Below are 17,775 nucleotides of genomic sequence, written 5' to 3' on the forward strand. Positions count from 1 at the left end.
GGTGACGGGCGGCGGCGTCAGTCGGCGAGCGAGTCCCGGACCGGCACGAACTTCGCCTGCGACTCGGCCAGCTCGGACTCGGGGTCGGAGTCGGCCACCACGCCGCAGCCGGCGAAGAGGCGGACGGTGTCGCCGTCGTGGAACCCCGAACGCAGGGCGATGCCCCACTCGCCGTCGCCGGAGGCGTCCATCCAGCCCACCGGTCCGGCGTACCGCCCGCGGTCCATCCGCTCGATCCGCGAGATGAGCGCGGTCGCCTCGGGGGTGGGGGTGCCGCCGACCGCGGCGGAGGGGTGGAGCGCCTCGGCGAGCTGCAGCGAGGAGACGGTGGCGGCGTCGTGGACGACGCCGTTCACGTCGGTGGCCAGGTGCATGACGTTCGGCAGGTGGAGCACGAACGGCGCCTCGGGGACGTTCATCGACGAGCAGTGCGGCTCGAGGGCGTCGGCGACCGACCGGACGGCGTACTCGTGCTCCTCGAGGTCCTTGGAGGACCGGGCGAGCGTCGCGGCCAGGGCCAGGTCGCGCTCGTCGTCGCCGGTGCGCCGGATGGTGCCGGCGAGCACGCGGGAGGTGACCAGCCCGCGCTCGCGGCGCACGAGCATCTCGGGGGTCGCGCCGAACATCCCGTCGACGTGGAACGTCCAGCACATCGGGTAGCCGGCGGCGAGCCGCCGCAGCGGCCACCGCACGTCCAGCGGCTCGGTCGCGGTCGCGACCAGGTCGCGGGCCAGCACGACCTTCTCCAGCTCGCCGGCCCCGATCCGGGCGACGGCGTCGGCGACGACGCTCATCCAGCGCTCGCCGTCCAGGGCACCGTCAGCGAAGGTCAGCCCCACCGGCGGCGGGGGCACGTCGCGGACCCGGACGTCCGGGGAGACCGGCGGCCCGCCGGCCGCGGAGACGGCGGTGACCCACGCCCGGTCGCCGCGGCGGCCCACGACGACCGAGGGCACGACGAGCACGGAGTCACCCGGCTCGTCGGCGAAGGCGAAGGTGCCGAACGACACGAGCCCGGTGCCGGGCTCCTGCACCTCGTCGAGCACGTCGGTCCGCCCGACGAGCTCGGTCCACCACTTGGCGGCGTCGGCGAAGCGGGTCGGTCCCTGGGTGCGCACCTGGGTCGCGACGCCCCACCCGACCAGGCCCTCGCCGCGGCGCAGCCAGGTGACCGGCGCGTCCGCGGGGAGCAGGTCGACCAGGGAGGAGGCGGTGCCCGGGTCGAGCGCCACGGTCCGCGCGACCAGCGGGCCCGCGGACACCTGCTCGTCCGGAGCCGTACGGGTGGTCACCCCCCGAGCGTACCCAGCGCCCGGCGGGCGGCCGGACCCGCTCAGGTGCGCCTCAGGCCGGCGGGTTAGCGTCCCGGGGGCGTCCGGCGCACGCGGTCGGGCCCGTCCAGACCGAAGCACCCGATCGAGGAGCCACCCCGTGAGCAGCACGCCGTCCCCGTCCACGACCCGTTGGCTCGGCATCCTCGCCGGTGTGGCGGTGCTCGCGCTGCTGGTGGTCTTCGCGGTGCTCCTGCCTCGGACCACCGACGGCGCCGGTGCCGAGGAGCCCCTCGGCCTGCCGGACACGCTGCCGGGCGGCTACGTGGCGGCCGACCTCGACCGGGCGTTCGCCGGGCAGTACGACGAGGACCAGGCAGAGACGCTGTCGGGTCGCCAGGCCTCGGCCCGCGAGCACGCCGACGACGTGCTCGGCGAGGTCTACGACCACGCCGCCGCGAGCCGGACCTACGCCAGCGAGGACCTCTCCCAGGCCGTGTTCGTCCAGGCGTTCCGCGCCGCCGGCGGCGCGTTCGCCCCCGAGATGATCTCCGAGGAGGGCGCCGGCTCGACCGGTGCGGCCACCCAGGAGCTCGTGCGCGAGGGCGACGCGGTCTGCATCGTCCAGCGCCAGGCCGTCGACCCGGCCGCCGGCGCGCCCGCCGACGCCGACACCCCGTCGTACGTCGAGTGCCAGCGCAGCGAGGACGAGCTCACCGTGCAGGCGACCGCCTCCTCGATCGCCCCCGAGGACCTCGTGGCGCTCGTCGACGCCGCCTGGGAGTCGGTGGCCTGAGCCGCGGGTGCGGGCGGGGCGCCAGGCCCCCGTAGGGTTCGGCCGTGGCCCGTGCAGAGCTCGACAAGCAGCCGACCGACGTCCGTCGGATGTTCGACGCGGTCGCGCGTCGCTACGACGTGACCAACGACGTCCTCTCGCTCGGGCAGGACCGCCGTTGGCGGCACGAGGTCATCGAGGCCGTCGACGCCGGGTGGGGCGACCTGGTCCTCGACCTGGCCGCCGGCACCGGCACCTCCAGCCAGCCCTTCGCCGACCGCGGCGCCACGGTCGTGCCGTGCGACTTCTCCCTCGGCATGCTGCAGGTCGGCAAGCAGGCGCGGCCGCACCTGCCCTTCACCGCTGGTGACGGCACGCGCCTGCCCTTTGCCGACGACACCTTCGACGCCGTCACGATCTCCTTCGGGCTGCGCAACATCGTCGACCCGCTCGCCGGCCTGCGCGAGATGCGCCGGGTCACCAAGCCCGGTGGCCGGCTGGTGGTCTGCGAGTTCAGCCACCCGACGAGCGCGGCGTTCCGCACCGTCTACCTCGAGTACCTCATGAAGGCGCTGCCGACCATCGCGCGCGCCGTCTCCTCCTCGCCCGACGCCTACGTCTACCTCGCCGAGTCCATCCGCGCCTGGCCCGACCAGCGCGGTCTCGCCGACCTCGTGGCCGAGGCCGGCTGGGAGCGCCCCGAGTGGCGCGACCTCTCCGCCGGCATCGTCGCCCTCCACCGCGCGACGAAGTAGTCCGCAGCGGCCCCGCCGCGGCCCGCCCCGGCGGAGCACCGCCGGAACGGGTGCGCCCGCGCCGACCGTCCGGCGTGTCCTGCGCCACACACGCGTCCGCAGCGCCGTTCTCGCAGGTCAGAGCGGCTTTGCAATATCGCCATGCCTGCGTGACCTAAATGCCCAGGTCAGACGCGGTTTCGCCGGTTCCCACCCCCTGCGTGCGCCAGCCGTCCAGCAGTGGCACTATGTGTTCCGCGCCACTTAGTGATTCAGTTCACAAGGTCACATGGGGCGCGTGAGCGACACCCGAGCGACGTAGCGGAGGAGAGCCCGTGGAGCTGTACACACCGGTGCTGGCCCTGGTCGCGCTGGCCACCCTGTTCGCGGTCGGGTCGGTGGCGATGAGCGCCCTGGTCGGGCCCAAGCGCTACAACCGGGCCCGGCTCGACAGCTACGAGTGCGGCATCGAGCCCACCCCGCAGCCGGTCGGCGGCGGCCGCTTCCCGGTGAAGTACTACATCACCGCGATGCTCTTCATCGTCTTCGACATCGAGATCATCTTCCTCTACCCGTGGGCCGTGCACTTCGACGCGATGGCCTTCTTCGGGCTCGTCGAGATGGTCGTCTTCATCGCCACCGTCTTCGTCGCCTACGCCTACGTGTGGCGCCGCGGCGGCCTCGAGTGGGACTGAGGGCCGCGATGCACCGCACCTGCCTGCGTTCTCCACGGTCGGCGACCGCTCCGCTGCGCTCCGCACGAAGGTCGCCTTCCCTCGTCGGCCTTGGCATGCACGACGCCTCGCGACCCTCACGGGCCGCGATGCACCGCACCTGCCTGCGTTCTCCACGGTCGGCGACCGCTCCGCTGCGCTCCGCACGTCCGCTGCGCTCGACACGTCCGCTGCGCTCGACACCGAACACACAACCCCTGGCACCATCCGTCCTTCCGGAAGGGATCTCCTGATGGGTATCGAGGAGAAGCTCCCCAGCGGCGTCCTGCTGACCACGGTCGAGGGTGTCGCCGGCTACATGCGCAAGGCGTCGTTCTGGCCGGCGACCTTCGGCCTGGCCTGCTGCGCGATCGAGATGATGACCAGCGGTGGGCCGAAGTACGACCTCGCCCGGTTCGGCATGGAGGTCTTCCGCGCCAGCCCGCGCCAGGCCGACCTGATGATCGTGGCCGGCCGGGTGAGCCAGAAGATGGCGCCGGTCCTGCGCCAGATCTACGACCAGATGCCCGAGCCCAAGTGGGTCCTGGCCATGGGCGTGTGCGCCTCCAGCGGCGGCATGTTCAACAACTACGCGATCGTCCAGGGCGTCGACCACGTCGTCCCCGTCGACATGTACCTCCCCGGCTGCCCGCCGCGGCCGGAGATGCTGATCGACGCGATCCTCAAGCTGCACGACCAGGTCCAGCAGACCAAGCTCGGTGCCAACCGGGCCCGCGAGGTCGAGGAGCGCGAGAACGCCGCGCTCGCGGCCCTGCCCACCTCCGAGATGCGCGGGATGCTGCGATGAGCGATCCCGGCAAGGCACCCGACCAGCGGGCCGTGGAGGAGTCCCCGGAGAACGCCCCGGCCACGCTCGACCCCGAGGTGCGCGCCGTCGGTGCCCGCCACGGGATGTTCGGCACGAAGGGCTCCGGCGACACCAGCGGGTACGGCGGTCTCGTCCAGCCCGTGGTGTACCCCGGGCTCGCGCGCCGCCCGCTCGAGGGCTGGCACGAGGAGGTCGCCGCCGCGCTCGACACCGCGCTCGCCGCGGCCGGGGTGACCGACGGCGTCGAGGGCGTCGTGGTCCACCGCGGCGAGATCACCTTCCACGTGCGGCGCGACGCGCTCCCGGCGGTCGCCCGCGCGCTGCGCGACGACCCGAGCCTCCGCTTCGAGCTGATGACCGGGGTCAGCGGGGTGAACTACCCCGACGACAACGGCCGGGAGCTGCACGCGGTCTACCACCTGCTCTCGATGACCTGGAACCGCCGGGTCCGCCTCGAGGTGGCCGTGCCCGACGCCGACCCGCACCTGCCGTCGATCGTGGCGACGTACCCCACGGCCGACTGGCACGAGCGGGAGACCTACGACATGTTCGGGATCGTCTTCGACGGCCACCCGTCCCTGACCCGGATCCTCATGCCGGACGACTGGCCCGGCCACCCCCAGCGCAAGGACTACCCGCTGGGCGGCATCCCCGTGGAGTACAAGGGCGGCACCATCCCGCCGCCCGACCAGCGACGGAGCTACAGCTGATGTCACCCCACGACGTCCCCCACCTCCCCCGCTTCGCTCCTCCGGCCGACGACGCCGCGGGGACCCCGACGTCCCGGAGAACGCAGCCATGACCGCTCAGCACGACATCTACGCCGGCTCGACCGAGACCAGCGAGGGCCGCGTCTTCACCGTCTCGGGCCAGGACTGGGACCAGATCGCCGAGGGCCTCGCCGAGGACGACTCCGAGCGGGTCGTCGTCAACATGGGCCCCCAGCACCCCTCGACCCACGGGGTGCTCCGGCTGATCCTCGAGCTCGAGGGCGAGACGGTGACCGAGGCCCGCTGCGGCATCGGCTACCTGCACACCGGCATCGAGAAGAACATGGAGTTCCGCTCCTGGGTCCAGGGCGTCACGTTCTGCACCCGGATGGACTACCTCTCGCCGTTCTTCAACGAGGCGACGTACTGCCTGGGCGTCGAGCGGCTGCTCGACATCGAGGACCAGGTCCCGGAGAAGGCCGACGTCATGCGGGTGCTCCTCATGGAGCTCAACCGCATCTCCTCCCACCTGGTGGCGATCGCCACCGGTGGCATGGAGATCGGCGCGCTGACCGTGATGACGATCGGCTTCCGCGAGCGCGAGCTGGTGCTGGACCTCTTCGAGCTGATCACCGGCCTGCGGATGAACCACGCGTTCATCCGCCCCGGCGGCGTCGCCCAGGACCTCCCGCCGGGCGCGCTGGACGAGATCCGCGCGTTCATCGCGCTGATGCGCAAGCGGCTGCCGGAGTACGAGGCGCTGTGCAACGCCAACCCGATCTTCAAGGCGCGGCTGGTCGACGTCGGCCACCTCGACCTCGAGGGGTGCCTCGCCCTCGGCATCACCGGCCCGGTGCTGCGCAGCACCGGCTACCCCTGGGACCTGCGCAAGACCCAGCCCTACTGCGGCTACGAGACCTACGACTTCGACGTGCAGACCTGGGACACCGCCGACTCCTACGGCCGGTTCCGGATCCGGCTGGCCGAGATGTGGGAGTCGCTGAAGATCGTCGAGCAGGCCGCCGACCGGCTGGCCGGCCTTGAGGGCGCCCCGGTGATGATCGAGGACAAGAAGATCGCCTGGCCCAGCCAGCTGGCCATCGGCAGCGACGGCATGGGCAACAGCCTCGACCACATCCGCCACATCATGGGCGAGTCGATGGAGGCGCTCATCCACCACTTCAAGCTGGTGACCGAGGGCTTCCGGGTCCCGGCCGGACAGGCCTACGTCCCCGTCGAGGGCCCCCGCGGCGAGCTCGGCGCGCACGTCGTCTCCGACGGCGGCACCCGTCCCTTCCGCGTGCACTTCCGCGACCCCTCGTTCACCAACCTGCAGGCCACGAGCGTGATGAGCGAGGGCGGCATGGTCGCCGACGTCATCGTCGCCATCGCCTCCATCGACCCCGTGATGGGAGGTGTCGACCGATGAGCACCCGGTCGGAGATCACCGAGGACACCTACGCCGAGCTGCGGGCGATCGCCGCGCGCTACCCGCAGCCGCGGTCGGGGCTGCTGCCGATGCTGCACCTCGTGCAGTCCGTCGACGGCCGGATCACCCCCGAGGGCATCGAGGCCTGCGCCGACGTGCTCGGCATCTCCGCGGCCGAGGTCAGCGGGGTCGCGACCTTCTACACGATGTACAAGCGCAAGCCGGTCGGCGACTACCACGTCGGCGTCTGCACCAACACGCTGTGCGCGGTCATGGGCGGCGACGAGATCTTCGCCCGGCTCAAGGACCACCTCGACGTCGGCAACGACGAGACCACCGCCGACGGCAAGGTGACGCTCGAGCACCTCGAGTGCAACGCGGCCTGCGACTACGCGCCGGTGATGATGGTGAACTGGGAGTTCGTCGACAACCAGACCCCCGAGTCGGCCGTCCGGCTCGTCGACGACCTGCGCTCCGGCGTGGAGGTCCGCTCCACCCGCGGCCCGCGGATCTGCACGTTCAAGGAGGCCGCGCGCGTGCTCGCCGGCTTCCCCGACGGTCGCGTCGACGAGGGCCCGAGCGCGGGACCCGCCTCGCTGGTCGGGCTGGGCCTGGCCGCCGAGCGCGGCTGGTCCGCGCCCTCGCCCGACACCGCCCCGCAGGGCGACCCGGACCAGCGCGACGGCCGGCACGCGGTCGCCGAGGAGCCCCGCCAGGAGGCGGCCGCCACGGCGGACGCCGGGACCAAGGAGGCCGAGGCCGCCGTGGTCGAGAAGGAGAGCCCGACGACCGAGACGGCCGCCGAGAAGGGAGACGCGAAGTGACCGACACCCTCACCCCCGTCCTCACCGCCGGCTGGGCCGACGAGCGGTCCTGGACCCTCGACGCCCACACCCGGCGCGGCGGCTACCGCGCGCTGGACACGGCGTTCGCGATGGGCCCCGACGCCGTCATCGCGGCGGTCAAGGACTCGGGCCTGCGCGGCCGCGGCGGCGCAGGCTTCCCCACCGGGATGAAGTGGTCCTTCATCCCCCAGGACAACCCCAACCCCAAGTACCTCGTCGTCAACGCCGACGAGTCCGAGCCGGGGACCTGCAAGGACATCCCGCTGATGATGGCCAGCCCGCACACGCTGGTCGAGGGCGTCATCCTCAGCAGCTTCGCGATCCGGGCGCACACGGCGTTCATCTACATCCGCGGCGAGGTCCTCCACGTCATCCGCCGGGTCCAGGCCGCGGTCGCCGAGGCGTACGCCGCCGGCCACCTCGGTCGCGACATCCACGGCTCCGGCTACGACCTCGACGTGGTCGTCCACGCCGGCGCCGGTGCCTACATCTGCGGCGAGGAGACCGCGCTGCTCGAGGGCCTCGAGGGCCGCCGCGGGCAGCCGCGCCTGCGCCCGCCGTTCCCCGCGGTCGCCGGCCTCTACGCCAGCCCGACGGTCATCAACAACGTCGAGTCGATCTCCTCGGTGCCGAGCATCATCGCCAACGGTGCCGAGTGGTTCGCGGGCATGGGCACCGAGAAGTCCAAGGGCTTCGGCATCTTCTCCCTCTCCGGGCACGTGCAGCGCCCCGGCCAGTACGAGGCGCCGCTGGGCATCACGCTGCGCCAGCTGATCGACCTCGCCGGCGGGATGCGCGAGGGGCACGAGCTGAAGTTCTGGACCCCCGGCGGCTCCAGCACGCCGCTGCTGACCCCCGAGCACCTCGACGTGCCGCTGGACTTCGAGGGGGTCGGCGCGGCCGGCTCCATGCTCGGCACCCGCGCGCTGCAGCTCTTCGACGAGACCGTCTGCGTGGTGCGGGCGGTGCTGCGCTGGACGGAGTTCTACAAGCACGAGTCCTGCGGCAAGTGCACCCCGTGCCGCGAGGGGACGTGGTGGCTGGTGCAGACCCTCGCCCGGCTGGAGAAGGGCCAGGGCTCCGAGGCCGACCTCGACCTGCTGCTCGACCAGTGCGACAACATCCTGGGCCGCTCCTTCTGCGCGCTGGGCGACGGCGCGACCAGCCCCATCTCCAGCTCGATCAAGCACTTCCGCGAGGAGTACCTCGCGCACCTCACCCACGGCGGCTGCCCGTTCGACCCGGCCGCCTCGACCGCGTGGTCCGACCGGACCGTGGGAGCGACGGCATGACGACGACCCCGGAGAAGGCCCGCGCCGCGGAGGCCGAGCGGACCGACCTGGTCACGCTGACCATCGACGGCGTCGAGGTGAGCGTCCCGAAGGACACCCTGGTGATCCGCGCGGCCGAGCAGGTCGGCGTGCAGATCCCGCGATTCTGCGACCACCCGCTGCTGGCACCCGTCGGCGCCTGCCGCCAGTGCCTGGTCGACGTCCCCGACGCCGGCAACGGACGCGGCTTCCCCAAGCCGCAGGCCTCCTGCACGCTGCCGGTCGCCGAGGGGATGGTGGTCACCACCCAGGCGACCAGCGAGGTGGCCGACAAGGCCCAGCAGGGCGTCATGGAGTTCCTGCTGATCAACCACCCGCTGGACTGCCCGGTCTGCGACAAGGGCGGGGAGTGCCCCCTGCAGAACCAGGCGATGTCCAACGGCCGGGGCGAGTCCCGCTTCGCGGCGTCCGGCGGCGTCAAGCGGACCTATCCCAAGCCGATCAACATCTCCGCCCAGGTGCTGCTCGACCGCGAGCGCTGCGTGCTGTGCGCCCGGTGCACCCGCTTCTCCGAGCAGATCGCCGGCGACCCGTTCATCGCCCTGGTCGAGCGCGGCGCGCTCCAGCAGGTCGGGATCTACGAGAAGGAGCCCTTCGAGAGCTACTTCTCCGGCAACACCATCCAGATCTGCCCGGTCGGGGCGCTGACCAGCGCGGAGTACCGCTTCCGCTCGCGCCCCTTCGACCTCGTCTCCACCCCGGCCGTCGCCGAGCACGACGCCTGCGGGTCCGCGATCCGCGTGGACCACCGCCGCGGCAAGGTGATGCGCCGGCTCTCGGGCAACGACCCCGAGGTCAACGAGGAGTGGATCACCGACAAGGACCGCTTCGCGTTCCACTACGCCCAGCAGCCCGACCGACTGACCTACCCGCAGGTCCGTGACGCCGACGGCGGCCTCCGCCCGGCGTCGTGGACGGAGGCGTTCGCCATCGCGGCCCGCGGCCTCGCGGAGGCCGGTGCGGTCGGCGTGCTCCCCGGCGGCCGGCTCACCGCCGAGGACGCCTACGCCTACAGCGTCTTCGCCCGCGTCTCCCTCGGCACCAACGACGTCGACTTCCGCGCCCGGCCGCTCTCGGCGGAGGAGGCGGACTTCCTCGCCTCCGAGGTCGTGCTGACCGGCCCCTGGGGCGGCGCGGTGACGTACGCCGACCTGGAGTCCGCGCGGACCGTTGTCCTCGCCGGGCTCGAGCCGGAGGACGAGGCGGGCGCGATCTTCCTGCGCCTGCGCAAGGCGTCCGGCCGCGGCACCCGCGTGCTCTCCGTCGCGCCCTACAGCAGCCGCGGCCTGCGCAAGATGAACGGCGTGCTCCTGCCTGCGGCGCCCGGCACGGAGGCGGCCGTGATCGAGTCGCTCGCCGAGCGCGCCGAGCACGGTGTCGACGCCGACACCGTGGTCCTGGTGGGGGAGCGGCTCGCGACCTCGCCCGGCGCCCTCACCGCGGCGGCGGCGCTCGCCCGGCGCACCGGCGCCCGGCTGGCCTGGGTGCCGCGCCGCGCCGGCGACCGGGGTGCGGTCGAGGCGGGCTGCCTGCCGACCCTGCTGCCCGGCGGCCGCCCGGTCGCCGACGCCGCCGCCCGCGTCGACGCCGCCACCACCTGGGGCGTGCCGTCGCTGCCCGAGGCGCCCGGACGCGACGCCGACCGGATCGTCGCCGCCCTCCGGACCGGCGAGCTCGGGGGCGTGGTCGTCGGCGGCGTGGACCCCGACGACACCGCCGACCCGGCCGCGACCAGGGCCGCCCTGCGCGCCGCGCGCTTCGTCGTGGCGCTGGAGGTGCGCGAGACCGACGTGACCCGGGAGGCCGACGTGGTCTTCCCGGTTGCCCCGGTCAGCGACAAGGCGGGCACGTTCATCACCTGGGAGGGCCGGCCCCGGCCCTTCGAGGCGGTCTTCACCAACCCGGCCTCGCTGCCGGACCTGCGCGTCCTCGCCGGCGTCGCCGAGGAGCTGGCGCTGCTCGGCCGCGGCCGACCGCTCGGGTTCCGCACCGTCGCCGACGTCCGGGCCCGGATGGAGGAGCTCGGCGGCTGGGACGGCGAGCGCGACCGGCCGGCCGCGGACCCCGCGGTCCCGGTGTCGTCGGCGCCGACCGGCCATGGCGGGCAGGGCGGGCAGGACGGCTTCGTGCTCTCCACCTGGAAGCAGATGCTCGACCTGGGCACGATGCAGGACGGCGACGCCGCCCTGCGGGCCACCGCCCGGATGCCGGTCGCCCGCGTGACCGCCGCGACGTACGACGCGCTCGGCCCGACCGTGACCCTCACCGGTGACCGCGGCTCGGTGACCCTGCCGGCCGAGATCACCTCCGACCTCGTCGACGGCGTGGTCTGGGTCCCGGCGAACTCGTTCGGCGACGGGGTGCTGGCCGGCCTGGCCTCACCCGGGTCGCGCGTGACCGTGAAGGGAGCGAGCCAGTGATCGCGATGGCGGCCGACGGGCCGGACCTCTCGGCGTTCGGTGGTGACCCGTGGTGGGTCATCCTCGTGAAGACGCTGCTCATCTTCGTCGTCCTGGTGCTCCTCACCCTGTTCAACATCTGGTGGGAGCGCCGGGTCGTCGCGCGGATGCAGCACCGCATCGGCCCCAACGTCAACGGGCCCTTCGGCCTGCTGCAGTCGTTGGCCGACGGCGTGAAGCTGGCGCTGAAGGAGGACATCATCCCCACCGCCGCCGACAAGGCGGTCTTCCTCCTCGCCCCGGTGATCGCGGTGGTGCCGGCGTTCGTGACGTTCGCGGTCATCCCCTTCGGGCCCGAGGTGAGCTTCTTCGGGGAGCGCACGCCGCTGCAGCTGACCGACATGCCGGTCGCCGTGCTGTTCGTGATGGCGATCGCCTCGATCGGCATCTACGGCATCGTGCTCGGCGGCTGGTCCAGCGGCTCGACGTACTCCTTGCTCGGCGGGCTCCGCTCGAGCGCGCAGATGATCTCCTACGAGGTCGCGATGGGGCTCGCCCTCGTGGCGGTCTTCCTCTACGCCGGGTCCATGTCGACCTCGGAGATCGTCGCGGCCCAGGACGACCTGTGGTTCGGGCTGATCCTCGTGCCGTCGTTCGTCATCTACCTGATCGCCATGGTCGGGGAGACCAACCGCGCGCCGTTCGACCTCCCCGAGGCCGAGGGCGAGCTGGTCGGCGGGTTCCACACCGAGTACTCCTCGCTGAAGTTCGCGCTGTTCTTCCTCGCCGAGTACATCAACATGGCGACCGTCTCGGCGCTGGCCACGACCCTGTTCCTCGGCGGCTGGCACGCGCCGTTCTGGATCGACGAGCTGTACGGCGGGTTCAACGAGGGCTACTGGCCGGTGCTGTGGTTCTTCGGCAAGGTGCTCTTCTTCATCTTCGGCTTCATCTGGCTGCGCGGGTCGCTGCCGCGGCTGCGCTACGACCAGTTCATGGCGTTCGGCTGGAAGCGGCTGATCCCGGTCGCGCTGGTGTGGATCATCGCGGTCGCCACGATCCGCGCCACCTCGCTGGAGGGCGGCATCGACCGCCGGTACCTCCTCATCGGGATCGGTGTGCTGGCGGTGATCTTCCTCGCGCTGTTCTTCGTCGGGGACTCCGGTGAGGAGCCCACCGAGGACCGGCGGGCGGCCGACCGGCCCGGAGGCGCGGGCGCCTCCGGCGGCTTCCCGGTCCCGGCGATGCCGGCCGGCGGCCCGGTGCGCGGCGCCGCCGCACCGCTGACCTTCGACCACCCGACGACCGCCCGGTCGACGGCAGGAGAGAGCTGATGGCCACCGTCAAGGAACAGTTCTGGGACCCGATCGCGGGTTTCGGCGTCACCTTCCGCACGATGTTCAAGAAGGTCGTCACCGAGCAGTACCCCTTCGAGAAGCAGCCGACGGCGCCGCGCTTCCACGGCCGGCACCAGCTCAACCGCTGGCCCGACGGGCTGGAGAAGTGCGTGGGCTGCGAGCTGTGCGCCTGGGCCTGCCCCGCGGACGCGATCTACGTCGAGGGCGCCTCGAACACCGAGGCCGAGCGCTTCAGCCCGGGGGAGCGGTACGGGCGCGTCTACCAGATCAACTACCTGCGCTGCATCCTGTGCGGGCTGTGCATCGAGGCCTGCCCGACCCGGGCGCTGACGATGACCAACGAGTACGAGCTGGCCGACGACAACCGCGCGGACCTGATCTACGAGAAGTCCGACCTGCTCGCCCCGCTCCTGCCCGGCATGGAGCAGCCGCCGCACCCGATGCTGCTGGGCAGCGACGAGGGCGACTACTACCGCGGCACCTTCGCGGCACCGCCGTCGCCCTCGACCGGCACCGCCCCCGGCGTGCCCACCGACGACGACGCGACGCTGCGGGAGGCCGGCCGGTGACCGCGTTCTGGATCCTCGCGCCGGTCATGGTGCTCGCAGCGCTGGGCATCCTCGTCGTGCGCAAGGCGGTCCACGCCGCGCTGCTGCTGGCGGTCGTGATGATCAGCCTGGCGGTGCTGTACGCCGTGCTCGAGGCGCCGTTCCTCTTCGCGGTGCAGATCATCGTCTACACCGGCGCGATCCTCATGCTCTTCCTCTTCGTGCTGATGCTCGTCGGCGTCGACGCCTCCGACTCGATCGTGGAGACGATCCGGGGCCAGCGGACGATGGCCGTCGTGCTGGGGATCGGCCTGGGCGTGGTGCTGGTCGCCAGCGTCGGTCAGATCACCCTCGGCACGGTCGTCGGCCTCGACGCCGCGAACGAGGGTGGGAACATCGAGGCGCTGGCCAACATCCTCTTCTCCCGCTACGTCTTCGTCTTCGAGACGACCAGCGCGCTGCTGATCACCGCCGCGGTGGGCGCGATGGTGCTGGCGCACCGCGAGCGGCTCGGGCCCAAGCCGACCCAGCCGGTCCGCGCCGCCCAGCGGGTCCGCGACTTCGCCGAGCGCGGCGAGCACCTCGGCCCGCTCCCGGCGCCCGGCGTCTACGCGCGGCACAACGCGGTCGACACCCCCGCGCTGCTCCCCGACGGCACGCCCTCGGAGTCCTCGGTCTCCCGGACGCTGGCCGCCCGCGGCACCATCCGCTCCGCCCCCGACCTCGCCGACGACATCGAGGACGTCCAGCGCTCGCTGGGCGGGGTCCCCGGAGGCTCCGGCACGCCCGCGGACGGCTCCGCCGGCTCGGGCCACAACACCGAGAACCCGAGCACCGGCACCGGTGGCCCGGGCACGGACGAGGAGGCACACCGGTGACCGACGTGACGCCGTACGTCGTGCTGTCGGCGATCCTGTTCAGCATCGGCTGCGTGGGGGTGCTGACCCGCCGCAACGCGATCGTGGTCTTCATGTGCGTGGAGCTGATGCTCAACGCCTGCAACCTCGCGCTCGTGGCCTTCGCCAAGCAGCACGGCAACCTCGACGGGCAGATCGCGGCGTTCTTCGTCATGGTCGTCGCGGCGGCCGAGGTCGTCGTGGGCCTCGCGATCATCATGACCATCTTCCGCACCCGCCGGTCGGCCTCGGTCGACGACGCCAGCCTGCTGAAGTACTGAGGAAGAGAGCGGATGTACTCACTGTCCGAGGCCGCCCACCAGGTGCCGGTGATCGAGCCCAGCGCCGCCGACGGCGTCTTCTCGCTGATGTGGCTGGTCATCGGCCTGCCCCTGATCGGTGCCGCCGTGCTGCTGCTCGGCGGCCGCGCCACCGACCGGTGGGGCCACTGGCTGGGCACGCTGATGCCGATCGGCTCCTTCGTCATCAGCGTGCTGATGTTCCTCGAGCTGCTCGGCCGCGAGGAGGGCGACCGGTCGGTCGGCCAGCACCTCTACGACTGGGTGTCCGTCGGTGACCTCCAGGTCGGGATGGACCTGCTCTACGACCCGCTGTCGGCGCTGTTCCTGCTGCTGGTCACGGGCGTCGGCTCGCTGATCCACGTGTACTCGATCGGCTACATGGAGCACGACCCGCGGCGGCGCCGGTTCTTCGGCTACCTCAACCTGTTCGTGGCCGCGATGCTCATGCTGGTCCTGGCCGAGAACTACCTCGGGCTGTTCCTCGGCTGGGAGGGCGTCGGCCTCGCGTCGTACCTCCTCATCGGCTTCTGGCAGCACAAGCACTCCGCGGCCACGGCGGCGAAGAAGGCCTTCGTCATCAACCGCGTCGGCGACATCGGCATGGCCCTGGCCATCGCGCTGCTGTTCACGACCTTCGGCACGACCAGCTTCTCCGCGATCAGCGCGGTCTCCGGCGCCGCCGAGGAGGACACGCTCACCGCTGTCGGCCTGCTGCTCCTGCTGGCCGCCTGCGGCAAGTCCGCGCAGGTGCCGCTGCAGGCCTGGCTGCTCGACGCGATGGAGGGTCCGACCCCGGTCTCGGCCCTCATCCACGCCGCGACCATGGTCACCGCCGGCGTCTACCTGGTGGTCCGGTCGAACTTCATCTTCGAGCTCGCGCCGCACGCGCAGACCGTCGTGGTCGTCGTCGCGACCGTCACGCTGCTGTGGGGTGCGGTGATCGGCTGCGCCAAGGACGACATCAAGAAGGCGCTGGCCGGCTCCACGATGAGCCAGATCGGCTACATGATGCTCGGCGCCGGTCTCGGCGTCGCGGGCTACGCCTTCGCGATCTTCCACCTGATCACGCACGGCTTCTTCAAGGCCAACATGTTCCTCGGCGCCGGCTCGGTCATGCACGGCATGAACGACGACGTCGACATGCGGCGGTACGGCGCGCTGCGGCACGCCATGCCGGTCACCTTCCTGACCTTCGCGATGGGCTACCTCGCGATCATCGGCTTCCCCGGCTTCTCGGGCTTCTGGTCCAAGGACAAGATCATCGAGACCGCCCTGGCCGAGAACTGGGTCGTCGGCGTCCTGGCCCTGCTCGGCGCGGGCATCACCGGCTTCTACATGACCCGGCTGATGCTGCTGACCTTCTTCACCACCAAGCGGTGGAAGGAGGACGTGCACCCGCACGAGTCGCCCGCCCTGATGACCGTGCCGCTGGTCGTGCTGGCCGCCCTGTCGGTGCTCGGCGGCGTGCTGCTGCTCGGCGACTGGATCGTCGACTGGCTGGCGCCGGTCGTCGGCGAGGCCCCGCACCACGAGCCGCCGCTGCCGGTCATCGTGATCACGCTGCTCACCGTCGCGGTCGTGGCCGTCGGCGTCGCCGCCGCGTGGTTCCTCGTCGGCAGGCGGGAGGTGCCGCTGACCCCGCCGCAGGACGTCTCCTTCGCCACCCGGGCTGCCCGCGCCGACGTCTACGGTGACGCGATCAACGACGTGCTGGTCGTCCGGCCCGGTGCCGCGACGGTCCGGGGGCTCACCACCGCCGACCGCACGGTCGTCGACGGGGCCTTCTCCGGCGGGTCGGGGGCGGTCAAGGCCGTCGGCGACCTGCTGCGGCGGCTGCAGAACGGCTTCGTCCGCTCCTACGCGCTCTCCGTCCTCGGCGGCGTCCTGCTCGTCGTCCTCGCACTCCTGGCGGTGAACCTCGCATGAACGACCTCCCCTGGCTGACCGTCCTCGTGGCCGTGCCCCTCGTCGGCGCGGCCGTCGTCGCCGCGGTGCCGCGCGCCGAGCTGGCCAAGCTGGTCGCGCTCGCCGTCTCGGTGCTGACCCTCGCGCTCGGTGTCGCGGTGGCGCTGCGCTACGAGCTCGGCGGTGGCATGCAGCTCACCGAGACCCACGACTGGATCGCCGCGTTCGGCGTCCACTACGCGCTCGGGGTCGACGGGCTCTCGCTGCTCATGGTCCTGCTGACCGTCGTCCTCGTGCCGATCGTGCTGGCCTACTCCTGGACCCACGCCGACGAGGGCACCGGCGCGAGCGGGTCGACCCGCTCGTTCTTCGCCTGGGCGCTCGCCCTCGAGGCGCTCTCCCTGGCGGTGTTCCTCGCCACCGACGTCTTCCTCTTCTACGTCGTCTTCGAGGCCACGCTGATCCCGGCGTACTTCCTCATCGGCGGCTTCGGCAAGGCCGGTCGCGGCGCCGCGGCGGTGAAGTTCCTGATGTTCCAGCTCGGCGGCGGCCTGGTCCTGCTCGGCTCGGTGATCGGGCTCTACGTCGTCTCCGCGCAGGCCGGCGAGCCGTCGTACCTCACCTCCGACCTCGCCGGGCTGGAGATGTCGACCTCCGCGGAGCGGTGGATCCTCGCCGGCTTCCTCATCGCGTTCGCGGTCAAGGCGCCGCTGTTCCCGCTGCACACCTGGCTGGCCGACACCACGGAGAAGGCCACGCCCGGCACGAGCGTGCTGCTGGTGTGCGTGCTGGACAAGATCGGCACCTACGGGATGCTGCGCTTCTGCCTGGAGCTCTTCCCCGAGGCCTCGAAGTGGGCCACCCCGCTGGTGGTCACGATCGCGCTGATCTCGATCGTGTACGGCGCGCTGCTGGCCATCGGCCAGGACGACCTGCTGCGGCTGGTGGGCCTGACCTCGCTGAGCCACTTCGGCTTCATCACCCTCGGCATCTTCGCGATGAGCAGCCAGGGCCAGTCCGGCGCGATCCTCTACATGGTCAACCACGGGCTCGGCACGGCGGCGCTCTTCCTCACCGCCGGTCACGTCATCGAGCGGCGCGGCACCTCCTCGATCCGCCGGATGGGCGGCATGGAGCGGCTCGCGCCGGTCCTGGCCGGGCTGTTCCTCGTCGCGGGCCTCGCGACCCTGAGCCTGCCCGGGCTCAGCCCGTTCATCTCCGAGGTGCTCGTCATCATCGCGGCCTTCGACTACCACTGGTGGGTCGGCGCGGTGGCGGTCACCGGCATCGTGCTCGCCGCGATCTACGTGCTGTGGATGTACCAGCGGGTGATGACCGGTCCCGGCCCGCTCGCCGGCGCGGTCGGGGCGGACGGCGCGGGGGAGCACCTCGACGACCCGGCCCACCGCGAGCCGGCCGGGCACGGCTCGGACGCCTCCGAGCGGCCCGCCGGCGGCACGGCGACCGCGACGGCCACCCGGCCCGCCTCCACGACCGGGGCCACGGCCGTGCGGGAGACCGGTGACCTGCGACCGCGCGAGGTCGCGGTCCTGGCGCCGCTCATGGTCGGGCTGGTGCTGTTCGGCTTCTACCCGATGCCGCTGTTCGACGTGGCCAACCCCTACGTCGAGGACCTGATGGCCCGCGTCGACGTCGACGACGACGCCCCCGCCGTACCCCCGGGCACCGTCGTGGAGCCGGCCGGCGAGCACGCTGGAGAGGGACACTGA

At 72.2% G+C, this 17,775-nt stretch carries 16 protein-coding genes; 15 read left to right on the forward strand and 1 reads right to left on the reverse strand.

All coding sequences use genetic code 11. The features are described from left to right. Positions 1-17: 17 nt before the first annotated feature. Positions 18-1,292 (reverse strand): isochorismate synthase, encoded by a 1,275-nt coding sequence (locus tag AB0N29_RS10710; RefSeq protein WP_364866509.1) that lies wholly within the window; start codon positions 1,290-1,292, stop codon positions 18-20. A gap of 139 nt (positions 1,293-1,431) precedes the next feature. On the opposite strand from AB0N29_RS10710, the gene AB0N29_RS10715 reads away from it, so the two are divergent. From AB0N29_RS10715 to AB0N29_RS10785, 15 genes are all read left to right on the forward strand, one after another. After that, positions 1,432-2,067: a hypothetical protein gene (locus tag AB0N29_RS10715; RefSeq protein ID WP_302269544.1), complete on the forward strand. Its 636-nt coding sequence runs from the start codon at positions 1,432-1,434 to the stop codon at positions 2,065-2,067. Between the two features lie 44 nt (positions 2,068-2,111). Further along, entirely contained in the window at positions 2,112-2,801 is a 690-nt protein-coding gene (locus AB0N29_RS10720; protein ID WP_364866512.1) for a demethylmenaquinone methyltransferase, read from the forward strand. A 314-nt stretch (positions 2,802-3,115) separates the two neighbouring features. Beyond that, positions 3,116-3,475, forward strand: coding sequence for an NADH-quinone oxidoreductase subunit A (locus AB0N29_RS10725; protein ID WP_302269546.1), 360 nt, complete (start codon positions 3,116-3,118; stop codon positions 3,473-3,475). Between the two features lie 271 nt (positions 3,476-3,746). Beyond that, on the forward strand, positions 3,747-4,301 hold the full coding sequence (locus tag AB0N29_RS10730) for an NADH-quinone oxidoreductase subunit B (RefSeq protein WP_302269547.1): 555 nt from the start codon (positions 3,747-3,749) through the stop codon (positions 4,299-4,301). After that, a complete protein-coding gene (locus tag AB0N29_RS10735) occupies positions 4,298-5,032 on the forward strand; it encodes an NADH-quinone oxidoreductase subunit C (protein ID WP_364866515.1) in 735 nt (244 codons plus the stop codon). Before AB0N29_RS10730 ends, AB0N29_RS10735 begins: the two co-directional genes overlap by 4 nt. An 88-nt stretch (positions 5,033-5,120) precedes the next feature. Next, positions 5,121-6,461 (forward strand): NADH-quinone oxidoreductase subunit D, encoded by a 1,341-nt coding sequence (locus AB0N29_RS10740; RefSeq protein ID WP_364866517.1) that lies wholly within the window; start codon positions 5,121-5,123, stop codon positions 6,459-6,461. Beyond that, positions 6,458-7,285: an NADH-quinone oxidoreductase subunit NuoE gene (gene nuoE / locus AB0N29_RS10745; RefSeq protein WP_364866519.1), complete on the forward strand. Its 828-nt coding sequence runs from the start codon at positions 6,458-6,460 to the stop codon at positions 7,283-7,285. Before AB0N29_RS10740 ends, nuoE begins: the two co-directional genes overlap by 4 nt. Further along, positions 7,282-8,598, forward strand: a complete 1,317-nt coding sequence (gene nuoF / locus AB0N29_RS10750; RefSeq protein ID WP_302269551.1) for an NADH-quinone oxidoreductase subunit NuoF — start codon at positions 7,282-7,284, stop codon at positions 8,596-8,598. Before nuoE ends, nuoF begins: the two co-directional genes overlap by 4 nt. Next, on the forward strand, positions 8,595-11,057 hold the full coding sequence (locus tag AB0N29_RS10755; RefSeq protein ID WP_364866522.1) for an NADH-quinone oxidoreductase subunit G: 2,463 nt from the start codon (positions 8,595-8,597) through the stop codon (positions 11,055-11,057). Before nuoF ends, AB0N29_RS10755 begins: the two co-directional genes overlap by 4 nt. Before the next feature lie 5 nt (positions 11,058-11,062). Beyond that, a complete protein-coding gene (gene nuoH / locus AB0N29_RS10760) occupies positions 11,063-12,370 on the forward strand; it encodes an NADH-quinone oxidoreductase subunit NuoH (protein WP_364866862.1) in 1,308 nt (435 codons plus the stop codon). Further along, entirely contained in the window at positions 12,370-12,963 is a 594-nt protein-coding gene (gene nuoI, locus AB0N29_RS10765) for an NADH-quinone oxidoreductase subunit NuoI (RefSeq protein WP_302269553.1), read from the forward strand. Before nuoH ends, nuoI begins: the two co-directional genes overlap by 1 nt. Next, positions 12,960-13,820 carry an NADH-quinone oxidoreductase subunit J gene (locus AB0N29_RS10770; protein WP_302269554.1) on the forward strand — a complete coding sequence of 287 codons (861 nt, stop codon included), beginning with the start codon at positions 12,960-12,962 and terminating at the stop codon, positions 13,818-13,820. Before nuoI ends, AB0N29_RS10770 begins: the two co-directional genes overlap by 4 nt. Positions 13,821-13,825: 5 nt before the next feature. Beyond that, the gene (gene nuoK / locus AB0N29_RS10775; RefSeq protein ID WP_300959579.1) at positions 13,826-14,119 is read left to right on the forward strand and encodes an NADH-quinone oxidoreductase subunit NuoK; all 294 of its coding nucleotides are present in this window, start codon (positions 13,826-13,828) and stop codon (positions 14,117-14,119) included. A 12-nt stretch (positions 14,120-14,131) separates the two neighbouring features. Continuing rightward, on the forward strand, positions 14,132-16,066 hold the full coding sequence (nuoL, locus tag AB0N29_RS10780; protein WP_364866525.1) for an NADH-quinone oxidoreductase subunit L: 1,935 nt from the start codon (positions 14,132-14,134) through the stop codon (positions 16,064-16,066). Continuing rightward, on the forward strand, positions 16,063-17,775 hold the full coding sequence (locus tag AB0N29_RS10785) for an NADH-quinone oxidoreductase subunit M (RefSeq protein ID WP_364866527.1): 1,713 nt from the start codon (positions 16,063-16,065) through the stop codon (positions 17,773-17,775). Before nuoL ends, AB0N29_RS10785 begins: the two co-directional genes overlap by 4 nt.

Source organism: Nocardioides sp. NPDC092400 (assembly GCF_040684155.1).
GTDB lineage: Bacteria > Actinomycetota > Actinomycetes > Propionibacteriales > Nocardioidaceae > Nocardioides.